Below are 16,846 nucleotides of genomic sequence, written 5' to 3' on the forward strand. Positions count from 1 at the left end.
GGCCGTCAGCGGCTAGAATCTAGGCCAATCGCCTTCGTCCCGACTCCATGACCGATTGCCCGCCGTCCGCCGCAACCGCCGACACCACCCGCCCGCTCGTCTCGATGCTGGTGATCGCCTACAACCAGGCAGAGCAGATCGGCGACGCCGTGCGCAGCGCGCTCGCGCAAACCTACGAGCCGCTCGAAATCATCGTCTCCGACGACGCGTCCAGCGACGCCACCTACGCCGCGATCGAAGCGGCGCTCGCCGGCTACGTGGGCCCACATCGCGTCATCGCACGGCGCAATACCGTGAACCAGGGCATCAGCGCGCACCTGTCGCAACTCGCGCAGCTCGCGCACGGCGAACTGCTGTTCGTCGCCGCCGGCGACGACATGTCGACGCCCGAGCGCTGCGAGCGCGTCGTCGACTGCTGGCTCGCGCATGGGCGCCGCCCCGACCTGATCGCCACCGATCTCGCCGACATGGACGAAGCGGGTCACGTGCACGAGCGCGTGAGCCCGACCGAGCTCGATCGCTATCGCAGCTTCGACGACTGGCTCGTCGAGCGTCCATGGCTGATCGGCGCGGCGCATACGTGGTCGCGACGCCTGATCGAGCGCTTCGGGCCGATGCTGCCGGGCGCCGCGGCCGAGGATCAGATCATGGTGCTGCGCGCGATCCTGTCGGGCGGCGCGATCAGTCTGCGCGAGCCGCTGGTGCGCTATCGGCGCGGCGGGCTCTCGCGCAAGCGTCGCTACCAGTCGGTCGACGAGCTGATCGCGCGGATGCGGCAAAGCAATCGCTACGGACTCGCGGAGCTCGCGCAACTGCAGCGCGACGCTCAGATCGCCGGTGTCGGCGAACGCATGCGCGCGGCGATGGCGCCGAAGCTCGCGCGCGAGCAGTTCATCCACGCGATGTTCGAAGCGGGCAGCCTCGGCGAACGCCTCGAGCTGGTGACGCGCAGCGCCGGCCTGAAGCTCGGGCTGCGGATTCGGATGTTCCTGTATGCGAGTTGCCCGATGGTCTACGCGCCGGGCATCTGGATCAAGCGGGCCGTGCGGGGCAGAAAGGCCTGAAGATGACGATAGGATCTCGCGGTGCCTTGCGACGCCACATCGGTCACGAAAGTCCGCGCGACGCACCCCGCCGCTGCCGCAAGCGTCGCGCGAGACTCGGCCTTCGCACCTCGACGCCGAAGCTCAGCACGCTCGCGCGCAAGCGCCGCAACATCTTCACCGAGCGCACGAAGGTCTCGCCGGTGTGGCTGATCATCACGAACTCGAATGCGCCGCGCCAGCTCGCGACACCGCGCGAAAACGCATACATGTCGTGACGCGCATCGACGGGCAGCTCCGCGCCGAAGCGTCGCGCGAACACCCGCACCTGATCCGCGATGGCTTCGATCTGCCGCTGCCGGCTCGCGCCGCGCCGTCGTGCCGCCTCGGCGCCGCATTCGTCGCGCGCCGCGCCGCGCTCGTTGGTCGCGCTCGCGCCGACCGCGTTGCCGTCATGCTGCCGATACTTCAGATGCGGCGCCGCGACGTGGCGAATCTCGCCGAACGACGCGACCACCATCGCGAGCCACCAGTCGTGCATCACGATGCCGGGCGGGAACGGCAGCGCGCGTTCGAGCGTCGCTCGATTGACGAGCATCGCGCAGCCGGGCACATGGTTGCTCAGCAGAAAATCGCGCAGTCGCGTCGCGCAGCGCGACTTCGCGGTGATATCGAACAGCGAGCGTGACATACAGCACAGCGTCGAGTCGACGAGCTCGATGTCGCAGAACGCGAGCGCCGGCGTCGCGGCGGCGTCGCCCGCGCTTTCCACGCGGCGCAGCCCGCGCATCAGATCGGTGACTTTCTCGGGCGCCCAGACGTCGTCCTGGTCGGCGAGCGCGATGTAGTCGCCGCGGCAGCCGGCGAGCGCGCGCTCGAAATTGCCGACGATGCCGGCCGCGTGCCATCGCCGACGAGCCGCACCGGCACGCGTCCCGTATGGGACGCGAGCAGTTCGCGGGTGCCGTCGCAGGAGGCGTCGTCGGATACCACGACTTCGAGATGGGGCCAGCTCTGCGCTTCGAGCGAAGCCAGCAGCTCGGGCAGATAAGTGCGGCCGTTGTACGTCGCGAGCGCGATGGAGACGAGCGGCTTGCTCGGATCGTCGTGAGACATGGGCAGTCGATTTCCGCGAGGCGGACCGTGATTGCCCGCCAGCATGCGATTAGCGCCGAAAAAGCGCAATAAATTGAGACTCAAACACAACACCGGCCCGCGCTCCCGTTCGCAATGTGCCGGATCAAACCGGGCTTTGCTGGAACTGGATGCGATGCAGATGGGCGTACAAGCCGTCGTGCTCGAGCAGCTCGCGATGGCTGCCGCGCTCGACGATCCGCCCCGCCTCCATCACGAGGATGCGGTCGGCGCGCTCGATCGTCGACAGGCGGTGCGCGATCACGAGCGTGGTGCGGCCTTTCATCAGCGTTTCGAGCGCCGCCTGCACGTGGCGCTCGGACTCGGAATCGAGCGCCGACGTCGCTTCGTCGAGAATCAGGATCGGCGCGTTCTTGTAGATCGCGCGCGCGATCGCGAGACGCTGGCGTTGGCCGCCCGACAGCATCATGCCGTTGTCGCCGACGAGCGTCTCGATGCCCTGCGGCATCGCCTGCACGGTGTCCCACAGGTTCGCCGCGCGCAACGCCGCCTTGACCTTCTCCGCATCGACCTCCTGACCGTACGCAACGTTGTGCGCGATGGTGTCGTTGAACAGCACGACGTCCTGGCTCACCATCGCGATCTGGCTGCGCAGCGCGTGCAGGTCGTACTCGGGCAGCGCGACGCCGTCGACCAGAATCGCGCCGCCGGTCGGATCGAAGAAGCGCGGCAACAGGTTCACGAGCGTGGTCTTGCCGCTGCCCGACGGACCCGCGAGCGCGACCATCTCGCCCGGCGCGATCTTGAACGACACCTGGTCGAGCGTATGGCCGTTGTGCGTGGAGTTCGTGCCGTAGGTGAACGACACGTCGCGGAACTCGACCTCGCCGCGCGCGTGAGCGAGCGGCTTGCCGCCGCCTTCCGGCTCGGCCGGCTCGTCGATCAGGCCGAAGATCAGCTCGGCCGCGGTCATGCCGCGCTGCAACGGCTGGTTCACGTCCATCAGATGCTTGAGCGGCGAGATGATCAGGAGCATCGACGTGACGAACGCGACGAAGCCGCCGACCGTCGTCTGATCCGACGACGACTGCACCACCGCGATCGTGATCACGACCGCGAGCGCGATCGACGCCAGGAACTGCGTCAACGGCTGCGCGAGGCCACCGGAGACCGTCATGCGCATCGCGTAGCCGCGCAGACGCCGGCTCATCTCGGTGAAGCGGTCCGTCTCGTACTGCTCGCCGTTATGCACCTTGACGACCTTGTAGCCGCCCACCGTTTCTTCGACGATATACGACAGCTCGTTGGTGAGCAGCTGATGCTCGCGGTTCAGTCGCCGCAGCCGGCGATTGATCTTGCCGACCAGCCAGCCGATGCCTGGCAGCAGCACCGCAACGATCAACGTCAGGCGCCAGTTCAGATAGAACAGATAGCCGAGCAGGAAGATCACCGTCAGCGAGTCGCGCACGAGCGTGACCATCACGCTCAGCAGCACGTTCAGGATCTGATTGACCTCGAAGACGATCGCGTTGATCACCGTGCTCGCGGTTTCGCGCTGGAAGAACGCGACGCTCGTGTGGATCATGCGGTCGAACATCTTCAGACGCAGCTCGAGCAGGATCTTGTTCGACACGTACGCGAGCAGATAGCCGGACGCGTACTGCGACACGCCGCGAATCAACGCGAGGCCGATCACCGCGATCGGCACGAGCCACTTGGTCTTGTCGACTGCGTGCGAGCCGAAGCCCTTGTCGAGCAGCGGCTTGAGCAGCGCGGGAATGGCGGCGTCGGTGCCGGCGCTCACCGCCATCGCGATGATCGCGCCGACCACGACCCACAGCAGCGGCTTGATGAAGGGCCACAGGCGCCGCAGGACGACGGCCGGCGACGACGCATCGCCTGCACCCATGGGTTTGCTTAACGTTGGCTTCGCGCTCAAGGAATCCTCTGGAAATGCGGAACGGCGAGCACGCGGCGCATGATTGGGCGGCCGCGTGAAATATCAAAAAAGAGCATTGTAATCGGTTGCAGATGACGGCCGGCGCTCGGCGCGCGACGGCATGCGCGCAACACCTGGCGGATTGGCGCCGTGGTGTGGGGCCGGATGAGATGTGTATACTCGCTGCTCGATTGCCGGGTCGCGACCCGCTCCGTCACTTCGTTCTCCACGCAACTCAGGTATGCAAGAAACCACTCTTGGCGTTGCCATCATCACCCGGAACGCGGCGGCGCGGCTGGCCGAATGCCTGCAGGCCGTGGCCTTTGCCGACCAGATCGTCGTGATCGACGGCGGTAGCACCGACGGCACCGCCGACATCGCTCGCGCGAACGGCGCGCGTGTCATCGAACAGACGGACTGGCCGGGCTTCGGCCCGCAAAAGAACCGCGCGGTCGATGCCCTGACGACAAGCTGGATCCTGTCGCTCGACGCCGACGAAATCGTCACACCGGAACTTGCCGCATCGATTCGCGCGGCGCTCGCCGCGCCCGCCGCCGACGTCTATGCGGTGGACCGTCTGTCGAGTTTCTGCGGCCACTGGGTCCATCACAGCGGCTGGTATCCGGACTGGATTCCGCGCCTCTTCAAACGCGGCACCGCGCGCTTCTCCGACGACCTCGTGCACGAGCGCCTCGTGTTCGACACGCCCGCGCAACGCCTGACCGGCAAGCTGATGCACTACTCGTACGAGGACTACGAGGGTGTGCTGCGCAAGCTCGACGCGTATTCGACGGCCGGCGCGCGGCAGCGTTACGAGGCCGGGCAGAAAGGCAGCATTCGCCTCGCGCTCGGGCGCGGCCTGTGGGCGTTCGTGCGGACTTATCTGCTGCGGCGCGGTTTTCTGGATGGCCGCACCGGGCTGATGATCGCGCTGTTCAATGCGGAGACGGTGTACTACCGGTTTCTGAAGCTGGCGCGCCTCGAAAAAACGGGCGGGCGGTAAGGCTAGCCGGTACACGCGGCAGTGGCCCATCCATACCGCGGACCTCGCTCAATACACGATTTCGATCGAGCTTCCCGCAAACTCGCCGCGCAGCGCGGCGAGCAGTTCATCGGTCGGCTTCACGCGCCACGCGTCGCCCAGACGCATTTCGCCTTGCGCATGCTCGCTGCGATAAACGACCTGCACCGCGAGCCCGTTCGGAATCTGCACCGCTTGACGCTGACGGCCGCCGTCGCCGCCGAAGCCGCCACGCCCACCGCCATTGCCGCGCGGCGCGGCCGCCGGCGTGGCTGTGGCGGACGGCTCGTCCTTGCCGGCGGTGTGCGCTTCGAGCACCCGGCGCAATGCCTGCGCGTCCGCGTTGCCGTTCATCTGCACCTTCAGCGAGTCCGCGTAACGGCAGCGCGCGCGGCCGAGATCCATCACCGTTTCGACCGTGAAGCGGATGCCGCCCGTGAACGCGTCGTTGCGCGCCTGGCCCTGCACGACCAGCAGCTCGTCTTCCTTGAACAACTGCTTGTGCTCTTCGAAGACCTCGTTGAACACCGTCACTTCGCACTGGCCGGTGCCGTCGTCGAGCAGCGCTATCAGCATCTTGCCGCGCTGGGTCATCTGCGTGCGCAGCGACACGATCACGCCCGCGACCAGCTTGTCGCGCCCTTCCTTCAGCTCGCCGATCTTCTGGCGCACGAAGCGACGCACTTCGTCCTTGTATGCATCGAACAGATGGCCCGACAGGTAGAAACCGAGCGCGGCCTTTTCTTCCTGCAGCTTGCGCTTTTCCGGCCACTCCGGTTCGTCGACGAGTTCGTGGCCTTGCGACGGCGCGTCGCCCATGTCGAACAGGCCGGCCTGCAGCGCATTGGCCGCCGCCTGCTCGGCCGCTTCCATCGCGAGCGACACCGACGCGATCAGCTGCGCGCGGTTCGGATGCAGCGTGTCGAACGCGCCGGCGCGAATCAGCGCCTCGATCGTGCGACGATTGACGATGCGCCGATCGACGCGGTTGCAGAAATCGAAGATGTCGATGAAGTGGCCTTCCTCGCGCGCGCGCAGGATTTCTTCGATCGCGTTCTGGCCGCTGCCCTTGATCGCGCCGAGACCGTAGCGGATCGTGCGCGAGCGCTTGCCGTCGGCTTCGGCGACCGGCTCGAAGCGATACGCGGACAGGTTCACGTCCGGCGGCAGCACGGCCATCTTGTTCGCGAGGCAGTCTTCGAACAGGATCTTGACCTTGTCCGTGTCGTCCATCGCGAGCGACATGTTGGCCGCCATGAATTCGGCCGGATGGTGCGCCTTCAGCCACGCGGTGTAGTACGCAAGCAGCGCGTAGGCGGCCGCGTGCGACTTATTGAAGCCGTAGCCCGCGAACTTCTCCATCAGGTCGAAGATTTCGTCGGACTTCTCGCGCGTGAGGCCGTTGGTGGCCGCGCCTTCCGCGAAAATTTCGCGGTGCTTGGCCATTTCCTCGGGCTTTTTCTTACCCATCGCGCGACGCAGCAGGTCGGCACCGCCCAGCGAGTAGCCGCCGATGATCTGCGCCATCTGCATCACCTGCTCCTGGTAGACCATGATGCCGTAGGTCTCTTTGAGAACAGGTTCGACGCGCGGGTCCGGATATTCCACCACCTCGCGGCCGTGCTTACGCGCACAGAAGCTCGGGATCAGGTCCATCGGACCCGGGCGGTACAACGCGACGAGCGCGATGATGTCTTCGAAGCGGTCGGGCTGCGCGTCCTTCAGCATGCCCTGCATACCGCGGCTTTCCAGCTGGAACACGGCGACCGTATTCGCTTTCTTCAGGATCGAGAACGACGCCGGGTCGTCGAGCGGCACCTGGGCGAGCGACCAGTCCTGCTTCGACGGATCGAGGCGGCGGATGTAGCGCTCGGCCCAATCCAGAATGGTCAGCGTGGTCAGGCCCAGAAAGTCGAACTTCACGAGGCCGACCGCTTCGACGTCGTCCTTGTCGTACTGGCTGACGACGCCGCTTTCGTCGCCCTGCGTGTACAAGGGGCAGAAATCGGTCAGCTTGCCCGGCGCGATCAGCACGCCGCCCGCGTGCATGCCGACGTTACGCGTCAAGCCTTCGACGCGCTGCGCGAGTTCGAGCAGCTGGTGCACTTCGTCTTCGTTGTCGAAGCGCTCCTGCAACAGCGGCTCTTCCTTCATCGCGTCGGCGATCGTCACGTGCTTGCCCGGCTTGAACGGAATCAACTTCGCGATGCCGTCCGTGAACATGTAGCCGAGATCGAGCACGCGGCCGATGTCGCGCACCGCCGCCTTCGCCGCCATCGTGCCGAACGTCGCGATCTGCGACACCGCGTTCGCGCCGTATTTCTCCTTCACGTACTGGATCACGCGATCGCGGCCGTGCTGGCAGAAGTCGATATCGAAGTCGGGCATCGACACGCGTTCCGGATTCAGGAAACGCTCGAACAGCAGGTTGTAGCGCAGCGGATCGAGATCGGTCACGCCGAGCGCATAGGCGACCAGCGAACCCGCGCCCGAACCCCGGCCCGGCCCGACCGGCACGCCGTTGTTCTTGGCCCAGTTGATGAAGTCCGCGACGATCAGGAAGTAGCCCGGAAAGCCCATCTTGATGATCGTGCCGCACTCGAATTCGAGGCGCTGGTAGTACGTCGGGCGTTGCGCGTCGCGCTCGGCCTCGTCCGGATACAACTGTTCGAGCCGCTTTTCGAGGCCTTCTTTCGACAGCTGCACCAGGTAGTCGTCGAGCGACATGCCGTCGGGCGTCGGAAAGAGCGGCAGCTTCGGCTTGCCGAGTTCGAGCGTCAGATTGCAGCGCTTGGCGATCTGCACCGTGTTCGCCAGCGCCGAAGGAATGTCCGCGAACAGCGTGGCCATTTCCTGTTGCGTGCGGAAATACTGCTCGGCCGTGAAGCGCTTCTGGCGACGCGGATTCGCGAGAATGTCGCCTTCAGAAATACACACGCGCGCTTCGTGCGCGGTGAAGTCGTCCGGCGTCATGAACTGCATCGGGTGCGTCGCGACGACCGGCAGTTTCAGCGATGCCGCGAGCGCGACCGCCTGCTGCACATACTGCTCGCCGCCAGGCTGGCCATAGCGCTGCAGCTCGACATAGAAGCCGCCTGGGAACACCTTCGCCCAATGCTGCGCGTGGCGCTTCGCCGCCTCTTCGTTGCCGGCCGCCAGCGCGAGACCGATGTCGCCCTGCTGCGCGCCCGACAGCGCGAGCAGCCCTTCGCCCAGACCGGATTCGAGCCAGCCAGCTTCGATTTCCGCGCGGCCGCGATACTGGTTCGTCAGCGAGGCCTTGCTGAGCAATTCGCAGAGGTTCAGGTAACCGCGGCGGTCCTTGACCAGCAGCAGCAGCCGGGAAGGCTTGTCGCGGTCGTCAGGATTGGTGATCCAGACGTCGCAGCCGGCAATGGGTTTGATCCCTTTGCCACGCGCTTCCTGGTAGAAACGGACGAGGCCGAACGCGTTGCCGAGGTCGGTAAGCGCGAGCGCGCCCTGACCGTCTTTGGCCGCCGCCGCGACGATGTCGTCGAGACGCACGATGCCGTCGGCAATCGAGAATTCGGAGTGAACGCGGAGATGAACGAAGCGGGGATCTGACATGGGCGACATTGTAACTCCACCCTTCCGCGGATTTCAGGTCAAAACGGTGCGTTGGCCATCCGGCCAGAACGAGGTCGGAGCGAGCGCGGTTTGCGCTAGCGCAACTCGTTAGCCATTCGGCCAGGTCGGGGAAAATGCCGGGTTGAGGGATAATAGAGGTTTCGCCTCTCTCGACGTGGCCATTTAAGCGGCAAACGCGCGCGAACCCGCGCGTCAAACCCCGGGTCTCATACGGGGCGCAACAGCGGCGGCACATCCCGCCGCCCCTCGCCACGCCGGCCATCTTTACCGCAGAACACACATGAGTATCGTCAATCTCGCCGCGTATCAATTCGCGACCATCGAAGACACCGCCGCCTGGCGCCCGTTCGTCACCGAACGCTGCAATGCGCTCGGCCTGCGCGGCACCATCCTGCTCGCGCCGGAAGGCATCAACCTGTTCATTGCCGGCACGCGCGAGAACACCGACGCATTCGTCGACTACATTCGCCACGACGCGCTGTTCGAAGACAAGTTCGCGAATCTGCAGTTCAAGGAAAGCCTGTCGGACAAGCAGCCCTTCACGCGCATGCTGGTCAAGCTCAAGCGCGAAATCATCACGATGAAAAAGCCGGCGATCCGCCCCAAGCTCGGCCGCGCACCGTTCGTCGACGCGCCGACGCTGAAGACCTGGCTCGACCGCGGTCACGACGACGAAGGCCGTCCGGTCGTGATGCTCGACACGCGCAACGCGTTCGAAGTCGACGTCGGCACGTTCGACAACGCGCTCGACTATCGGATCACGAAGTTCAGCGAATTCCCCGAGGTAATCGAGAACAACCGTGCCGATCTCCAAGACAAGACGGTGGTGTCGTTCTGCACGGGCGGCATCCGCTGCGAGAAGGCCGCGATCCATATGAAGGAGGTCGGCATCGAGAACGTGTACCAGCTCGAAGGCGGCATCCTCAAATACTTCGAGGAAGTGGGCGGCGCGCATTATCACGGCGACTGCTTCGTGTTCGACTACCGCACCGCGCTGAATCCGCAACTCGAACCGACCGCGACCGCGCAATGCTTCGGCTGCCGCGCGGTGGTCACGCCCGAGCAACAGCAATCGCCGATGTACGTCGCGGGCAAGACCTGTCCGGCGTGCCATCCGGACGGCAAGGCCGCGTGCGCCGCGCAATGACAGCCGGGGTGCTCCGCGACGCGGGCGCCTCGCCTGTCGTCTCCAAACCATGACCTATCGCGGACGCTTCGCGCCGTCGCCGACTGGCCCGCTGCATTTTGGCTCGCTGGTCAGCGCGCTCGCGAGCTGGCTCGACGCGCGCGCGCAGCGCGGCGCGTGGCTCGTGCGCGTCGAAGATATCGACCGACCGCGCACGGTGCCGGGTGCCGCCGAGGACATCCTCGCGACCCTCGAACGCTTCGGCATGCGCGCGGACGAAACGCCGGTCTGGCAAAGCCAGCGCATGGCGCGCTATCAGCACGCGCTGGAGCAGTTGAGATCGGCCGGTCTCGTCTATCCGTGCGGCTGCACGCGCAAGGAAATCGCCGATTCGCTGCTGCACGCGCACGCGCGCAACACCACACTCGCCTACCCCGGCACCTGCCGCACGGGTCTGCATGGCAAGCCGGCGCGCGCGTGGCGCCTGCGGGTGCCCGACGGCGAGCCCGCCGTGATCACGTTCCACGACCGCTGGCAGGGTCCGCAGACGCAAAATCTCGCGACCGAAGTCGGCGATTTCGTGCTGCGCCGCGCGGACGATCAGTGGGCATATCAGCTGGCGGTGGTGGTGGACGATGCGGACGCGGGCATCACGCACATCGTGCGCGGCGCGGATCTGATGGATTCGACGGCGCGGCAGATTTATCTGCAGCGTTGTCTGGGTGTGGCAACGCCCGAGTATCTGCATGTGCCGGTCGTCACGAACGAGCACGGCGAGAAACTGAGCAAGCAGAACGGCGCGACCGCGCTCGATAGCGACAAGCCGCTCGAAGCACTAGGCGCGGCGGCACGGCATCTGGGACTGAAGTTGGGAAGCGAGCCGCTCACGACGCTGGAGCAGTTCTACAGCGCCGCGACCGCGGCCTGGGCAAAACGGATGAACATTCGCGCATCCAGATGATGCGCACGCGTGAAGCCTGCTGCGTTTTCCGAGACATCGAACCGCGCGGCCCCACCGTTTTTACGCTCGAGGCGTTGCACCCCGAGCTCTGAACCCGACAGCCCGTCTTACGACGACGAAGGCGTCTTCCTCGGCATTCCGAAGCCACCGAGCAACGCGGCCAGCTGCCGCTTCGGCGCCGTCTTTTGCGGCGCGGAGTTCGACGCGGCCGTCTCCTCGATCTTGCGCACCGATGCCGGCGACGGCTCGTACGGCTTCAGGAAGAAATCGTCGACCGGTTGCGCGCGATGATGATGCGGACGGTCATACGAACCCGACGCCCCGCCCGTGCGACGGCGGCTGCGCTCGTCGCGCGATTCGCTGCGATCGCGGCGCGGCGGACGGTCCTCGTGATGATGGCGCGCCGGCGCCTCGACGGTCAGGCGCTGCAAGTCGAGCGGACGCTTGATCAGCTTCTCGATGTCGGCCAGTTGCTTGCGCTCGTTCGGGCTGCACAGCGACAGCGCGTCGCCCGATGCACCCGCGCGGCCCGTGCGGCCGATCCGGTGCACGTAGTCTTCGGCGTTGAACGGCAGGTCGAAGTTGATCACGGTCGGCAGTTCGACGATGTCGAGACCGCGCGCGGCGACATCCGTCGCGACGAGCGCCTCGACTTCGCCGCGCTTGAACGCCTCGAGCGCCTGCATGCGCTCGCTCTGCGTGCGGTCGCCGTGAATCGCGGTCGCGACCACGCCGTCGCGTTCGAGGCTGCGCGCGAGCCGGCTCGCGCCGATCTTGCTGTTGCAGAACACGAGCACCTGCTTCAGGCCACGCTCGCGGATCAGCTGCACGACCGCGCCGGTCTTGTCGCCCTCGGCGACTTCGTAGACGATCTGCGTGACATTGGTCGCGGTCGAGTTGCTGCGCGCGACTTCGATGGTCTGCGGGTTGCGCAGATACGTCGCGGCGAGCTTCTTGATTTCGCCCGAGAACGTCGCGGAGAACAGCAGCGTCTGGCGCTCTTTCGGCAGCAGGTTCAGGATGCGCTGCAGGTCGGGCAGGAAGCCCATGTCGAGCATGCGGTCGGCTTCGTCGAGCACGAGCATCTGCACCTGGCCCAGGTTCGCGGTTTTCTGCTGCACGTGATCGAGCAGACGACCTGGCGTCGCGATCAGGATTTCAACGCCGCGGCGCAACTGCTCGGACTGCGGATTCATGTCGACGCCACCGAACACGACCGCGCTGCGCAGCGCCGTGTGCTTCGCGTACGCCTGCACGTTCGCGGCGACCTGGTCGGCCAGTTCGCGGGTTGGCGTGAGGATCAGCGCGCGGACCGGATGGCGCGCCGGCGACGCGCTCGCACTGGCCTGCGGCAGCAGGCGCTGGATGATCGGCAGCGAGAAGCTCGCGGTCTTGCCGGTCCCTGTCTGCGCGGCGCCCATCACGTCACGGCCCGCCAGCACGACCGGGATCGCCTTCGCCTGGATCGGCGTGGGCGACGTGTAGCCCGATTCCTTGATGGCCTTCAGGATGTCGGGCGCGAGGCCGAATTGATCAAAAGTCTCGGTGCTGGGCGTGACGGCTGTGTCGGACATGGTGGCTTTCGCTAAAAAGGCGCGTGGCGCGATGCGCGCGGCAGCGGTCGGGACCGCGGAGGGCATCAGGAAGAAGGCGGAGCCACGTCGTTCCGCGCGAGACCCGTCTGAGTTCGGATAATGCGGCCGGCTCCGGCTGGCGGAAGCATCCGCCGAAAGCCGAGTATTGTAGCACTTCAGCAAAAACGCTCGTGACGGCTGGCCGGCCGGCGGCTCGCGGCCGTTGCTTCGGTCGCAGCGTAGTGCGCACAGACGACAGTGGCGTGACAGACGGGCACTTCGTCGGGCGGCGCGCGGCGTTCGTCAGCCGTCCCCGCGCCCGCACTGGCCCCATTGCGAACGGTCGCCCGCCCCCGCTCACGTCAGATCGCCCCTTACCACGTCTCGCGCATCACCATCAGCCGCATCTCGGTCATGTCCTCGATCGCGTAGCGCACGCCCTCGCGCCCGAGCCCCGAATCCTTGACGCCGCCATACGGCATGTTGTCGACGCGGAACGACGGCACGTCGTTGATCACGACGCCGCCCACTTCGAGCGCATCCCATGCGCGATGCGCATGCGCGAGCGAATCGGTGAACACGCCGGCCTGCAGGCCGAAGTCGCTGTCGTTGACCTGCGCGAGCGCCGCCTCGAAATCGTCGAAGCGCTCGAGTATCGCAACCGGCCCGAACGCCTCCTTGCGATACAGATCGGTGTCGCGCTTCACGCCTTCCAGCAGCGTCGCCTCGAACATCGCGCCGTCGACCTTGCCGCCCGCGACGATCTGCGCGCCCCCCTGCACCGCCCCCTCCATCCAGCCAGCGAGCCGCTTCGCTTCCGATTCGGAGATCATCGGCCCGACGAAGGTCTTCTCGTTCTTCGGATCGCCCATCACGAGCGACTTCGTCTTCGCGATCAGCTTCTCGCGCAGCGCGTCGTAGACGCTCGTGTGCGCGAGAATCCGCTGCACGCCGATGCAGCTCTGCCCCGACTGATAGAACGCGCCGAACGCGAGCCGGTCGACCACGTAGTCGAGCTTGCCGCCCTGGTCAGCGTCTACGATCGCCGCCGCGTTGCCGCCCAGCTCCAGAATCACCTTCTTCTTGCCGGCTTTGCGCTTCAACTCCCAGCCGACCGCGGGCGACCCGGTGAACGACAGCAGCTTGAAGCGCTCGTCGGTCGTGAACAGGTCGGCGCCGTCGCGGTGCGCGGGCAAAATCGAGAACGCGCCCTTCGGCAGATCGGTTTCGGCGAGAATTTCGCCCATGATCAGCGCCCCGACCGGTGTGCGGCTCGCCGGCTTCAGCACGAACGGCACGCCCGCCGCGATCGCCGGCGCGACCTTGTGCGCGGTCAGGTTCAGCGGAAAATTGAACGGCGAGATGAACGAGCATGGCCCGATCGGCACGCGCTTCACGTAGCCGTGGTAACCGTTCGCGCGCGGAGAAATCTGCAGATTGACGATCTCGCCGTCGATACGCACGCTTTCCTCCGCGGCAACCTTGAACGTATCGATCAGGCGCGTGACTTCGCCCTTCGAATCGTTGATCGGCTTGCCCGCCTCGATGCACAGCGCGAGCGCGAGTTCGTCGTAGCGCTCGCGAAAGCGCTTGACGCAATGTTCGAGCACCGCCTGGCGCTTGAACGGCGGGTAGGCGCGCATGGCGGGCATCGCATCGACCGCGAGGCCGATCGCCTTGTCGATCGCGGCCGCGTCGGCCATCGCGACGCGCGTGGCGACTTCGCCGCTGAATTTGTCGGTGACTTCGAGATCGGTGTTGGCGGCCACCGGCTCGTTGGCGAGGTAGTACGGATAGGTTGTCTGCAACATGTCGCACTCTCCTTGATTCGATGCACGGATGCTCAAAGCCGCGCGGACAGCCGCTTGATCTCGCGATTGAGCACGCGCTCGTTGTCCGAATAGTCGATCGGCAGGTCGATCACGTGCACGCCCGGCGTCGCGAAGCACTCGCGCAACAGCGGCGCGAACTGCTCGGCCGCCTCGATCCTATGCCCCTGCGCGCCATAACTCTGCGCATAGGCGACGAAATCCGGGTTCGCAAGCGTCATGCCGTAGTCCGGGAAGTTCATGTTCTCCTGCTTCCAGCGGATCATGCCGAACGCGTCGTCGCGCAGAATCAGGATCACCAGATCGAGCTTCAGCCGCACCGCCGTTTCGAGCTCCTGCGAGTTCATCATGAAGCCGCCGTCGCCGCACACGGCGATCACCTTGCGCTCCGGATGCACGATCTTGCTCGCGATCGCCGACGGCAGCCCCGCGCCCATCGACGCCAGCGCGTTGTCGAGCAGTAGCGAATTCGGCTCGTGCGCGCGGTAGTAGCGCGCGAACCAGATCTTGTACATGCCGTTATCCAGACACACGATGCCGTCGACCGGCGTGGTCTCGTACACGTCGTTGACGATCCGCACCGGGTACATCGGAAAACGGTCGTCGTGCTGGCCCTTCACCAGATGCGCCTCGAAGTGCTCCTTGATCTCCTTGAAGCGCGTGAAGTCCCAGTGCTCCTGACGCGTCTTCAGGCTCTCCTTGAGTTGCCACACCGCGTTGGCGATATCGCCGACCACTTCGATCTGCGGGAAATACACCGGATCGACTTCGGCGCCGAGGAAGTTCACGTGGATCACGGTCTTTTCACCCGCCTCGCCGCTGCGCATGAAGAACGGCGGCTTTTCGATCACGTCGTGACCGACGTTGATGATGCAGTCCGCGAGTTCGATCGCGCGGTGCACGAAGTCGCCGTCGGAGAGCGTCGCGTTGCCGAGCCACATAGGATGCGATTCGTCGATCACGCCCTTGCCCATCTGCGTGGTGAAAAACGGAATGCCGATCTGGTCGACGAACTCGCGCAGCATCTTCGTCGTGGTTTTGCGGTTGCCGCCCGCCCCGATCATCAGCAGCGGATGCTTCGCGGCGGTGATCGCCTCGACCGCGCGCGCGACCGCCTTCTCCTCGGCGACCGGACGGCGGCTGTAGCTCTTCGGAATCGGCTTGCCGTCGCCCTCCTCGTGCGCGACGTCCTCGGGCAATTCCAGATGCGTCGCGCCCGGACGCTCTTCCTCGGCGCGGCGCACCGCCTCGCGCACCGTCGCCGGAATATTGCCGATCGACACGATCTGCCGTGTGTATTTCGTCAGCGGCTCCATCATCCGCACCACGTCGACGATCTGGAAGTGCCCCTGCTTGCTCGACTTGATCGGCTTCTGGCCCGTGACCATCAGCATCGGCATGCCGCCCAGCTGCGCGTAGGCGGCCGCGGTCACGAAGTTGGTCGCGCCTGGGCCGAGCGTCGCCAGACATACTCCCGTGCGGCCGGTGAGCCGCCCGTAGGTGGCGGCCATGAAGCCGGCCGCCTGCTCGTGGCGCGTGAGGATCAGACGGATTTTCGAGCGGCGCAGCGACTCGAGCAGATCGAGATTTTCTTCACCGGGGATGCCAAACACATACTCGACACCTTCGGCTTCCAGCGATTTGACGAACAGGTCCGATGCTTTCATTGAGGGTCTCGCTTGATGACTCGGGGAACGGACAATCGAAGACGACAACGACGGCTGCGCGCGAAACACCGCACCGCGCGCGCGGCATGGCAAACGGCATGGCGAACGCCCTGCCGGACAGCTTACTACTCGAACGGAAACGATGCGCGCGAGCGCACGAGGCGGCGCGGGGGACAGGAAGCCAGGCGCGAGAAGAAGCAGGCGGCGGTAGGGGATGAAGCCGCCGCATGAGGTGCATGTCTCCGCCGATCAGCAAATCAGCGAATCACGGTCACGCAGTCGGAGAGAATCGGCGGCGCGTTCTCGCCGCTCATCAGGTCGTACAGGTTGGCGCGGGGACCCTTGGTCCACCAGGTGTAGCTGCCGGCCTGGTACTTCGCACCGGACCCCGAGATCGTGTTGACGAACAGCATCGACGCGCCTTTCACCGGCAGCACGGCGAAGCTCTGGCCGTTCTGCGCGTTCCAATAGGTGACTTGCAGGATCTTGCCGGTCGCGCAGGTGTATTTGCGCGTCTGGTGGTTCTTGCCCTCGATGTGCTTGAACTGCAATGGCGCGGCCGATGCGCCGCCGGAAGATGCTGCCAGCCAGGCCACCGTCCATGCTGCCGTCGTGAGGATTGCAACACGCCATGTCTTCATCGAACACCTCGATTGTTGCGGGGGTCAGGCAGGGAAGGCAACACCGGCAGCGACGCCGGTCACGGCCGAGTCACAGGCAGCTCATGGGCGATTCACGGACAGCTCAACGACGCTTCAAGGATCGATCACGTCGGCACACGCATCGGTCGGCGCTGCGGCGACGTGGCCGACCACCGGCACGATCTTCAGTCCCGCCGAAGCGATCCGGCACGGCGCGGCCGCGAGCCCGCAGCCGCTGATGCCGGCGCACAGCGCGAACGCCACGCCGAGTGCGCCGACCCGGCGAAGCGCGCCGCGCCATGGATTGCTGCGCGATTCAAGCGCCATACGATCCTCTACTC

General features: G+C 65.7%; 13 protein-coding genes. 4 read left to right on the plus strand and 9 right to left on the minus strand.

Annotation, left to right across the window (positions count from 1 at the left end; translation table 11 throughout):
* Nucleotides 1-47: 47 nt before the first annotated feature.
* Nucleotides 48-1,064, plus strand: a complete 1,017-nt coding sequence (locus OKW28_RS35355) for a glycosyltransferase family 2 protein (protein WP_429452321.1) — start codon at nt 48-50, stop codon at nt 1,062-1,064.
* A gap of 43 nt (nt 1,065-1,107) precedes the next feature.
* On the opposite strand, the gene OKW28_RS35360 is transcribed toward OKW28_RS35355, so the two are convergent.
* The 3 genes from OKW28_RS35360 to msbA form a co-directional block, all read right to left on the minus strand.
* Nucleotides 1,108-1,833, minus strand: a complete 726-nt coding sequence (locus OKW28_RS35360; RefSeq protein WP_429452323.1) for a hypothetical protein — start codon at nt 1,831-1,833, stop codon at nt 1,108-1,110.
* A complete protein-coding gene (locus OKW28_RS35365) occupies nt 1,833-2,159 on the minus strand; it encodes a glycosyltransferase family 2 protein (RefSeq protein ID WP_429452325.1) in 327 nt (108 codons plus the stop codon). The genes OKW28_RS35360 and OKW28_RS35365 overlap by 1 nt, the downstream gene beginning before the upstream one ends.
* Before the next feature lie 124 nt (nt 2,160-2,283).
* Nucleotides 2,284-4,077 carry a lipid A export permease/ATP-binding protein MsbA gene (gene msbA / locus OKW28_RS35370; RefSeq protein ID WP_429452327.1) on the minus strand — a complete coding sequence of 598 codons (1,794 nt, stop codon included), beginning with the start codon at nt 4,075-4,077 and terminating at the stop codon, nt 2,284-2,286.
* A 241-nt stretch (nt 4,078-4,318) separates the two neighbouring features.
* Here msbA and OKW28_RS35375 point away from each other — a divergent pair, with 241 nt between their 5' ends.
* Entirely contained in the window at nt 4,319-5,080 is a 762-nt protein-coding gene (locus OKW28_RS35375; protein WP_429452329.1) for a glycosyltransferase family 2 protein, read from the plus strand.
* Nucleotides 5,081-5,128: 48 nt separating this feature from the next.
* Here OKW28_RS35375 and dnaE read toward each other — a convergent pair whose 3' ends face one another.
* Complete coding sequence (dnaE, locus tag OKW28_RS35380; RefSeq protein ID WP_429452331.1) at nt 5,129-8,695, minus strand: DNA polymerase III subunit alpha; 3,567 nt, start codon at nt 8,693-8,695, stop codon at nt 5,129-5,131.
* 292 nt (nt 8,696-8,987) lie between these two features.
* On the opposite strand from dnaE, the gene OKW28_RS35385 reads away from it, so the two are divergent.
* Together OKW28_RS35385 and gluQRS are read left to right on the plus strand one after the other, a co-directional pair.
* The gene (locus OKW28_RS35385) at nt 8,988-9,854 is read left to right on the plus strand and encodes a sulfurtransferase (RefSeq protein WP_429452333.1); all 867 of its coding nucleotides are present in this window, start codon (nt 8,988-8,990) and stop codon (nt 9,852-9,854) included.
* Nucleotides 9,855-9,903: 49 nt separating this feature from the next.
* A complete protein-coding gene (gene gluQRS / locus OKW28_RS35390) occupies nt 9,904-10,794 on the plus strand; it encodes a tRNA glutamyl-Q(34) synthetase GluQRS (protein ID WP_429452335.1) in 891 nt (296 codons plus the stop codon).
* A gap of 107 nt (nt 10,795-10,901) precedes the next feature.
* Here the strand turns inward: gluQRS and OKW28_RS35395 are convergent, their stop codons facing one another.
* The 5 genes from OKW28_RS35395 to OKW28_RS35415 form a co-directional block, all read right to left on the minus strand.
* Nucleotides 10,902-12,368, minus strand: a complete 1,467-nt coding sequence (locus tag OKW28_RS35395) for a DEAD/DEAH box helicase (protein WP_429452337.1) — start codon at nt 12,366-12,368, stop codon at nt 10,902-10,904.
* Between the two features lie 374 nt (nt 12,369-12,742).
* Nucleotides 12,743-14,179 carry an aldehyde dehydrogenase family protein gene (locus OKW28_RS35400; RefSeq protein ID WP_429452339.1) on the minus strand — a complete coding sequence of 479 codons (1,437 nt, stop codon included), beginning with the start codon at nt 14,177-14,179 and terminating at the stop codon, nt 12,743-12,745.
* Between the two features lie 32 nt (nt 14,180-14,211).
* Nucleotides 14,212-15,864: an acetolactate synthase large subunit gene (locus OKW28_RS35405; RefSeq protein WP_429452341.1), complete on the minus strand. Its 1,653-nt coding sequence runs from the start codon at nt 15,862-15,864 to the stop codon at nt 14,212-14,214.
* Nucleotides 15,865-16,121: 257 nt separating this feature from the next.
* Nucleotides 16,122-16,505, minus strand: coding sequence for an MliC family protein (locus OKW28_RS35410; RefSeq protein WP_429452343.1), 384 nt, complete (start codon nt 16,503-16,505; stop codon nt 16,122-16,124).
* Between the two features lie 114 nt (nt 16,506-16,619).
* A complete protein-coding gene (locus OKW28_RS35415) occupies nt 16,620-16,832 on the minus strand; it encodes a DUF6726 family protein (RefSeq protein ID WP_184045813.1) in 213 nt (70 codons plus the stop codon).
* Nucleotides 16,833-16,846: the final 14 nt, after the last annotated feature.

This window comes from Paraburkholderia sp. 40, from assembly GCF_050434105.1.
GTDB lineage: Bacteria > Pseudomonadota > Gammaproteobacteria > Burkholderiales > Burkholderiaceae > Paraburkholderia > Paraburkholderia tuberum.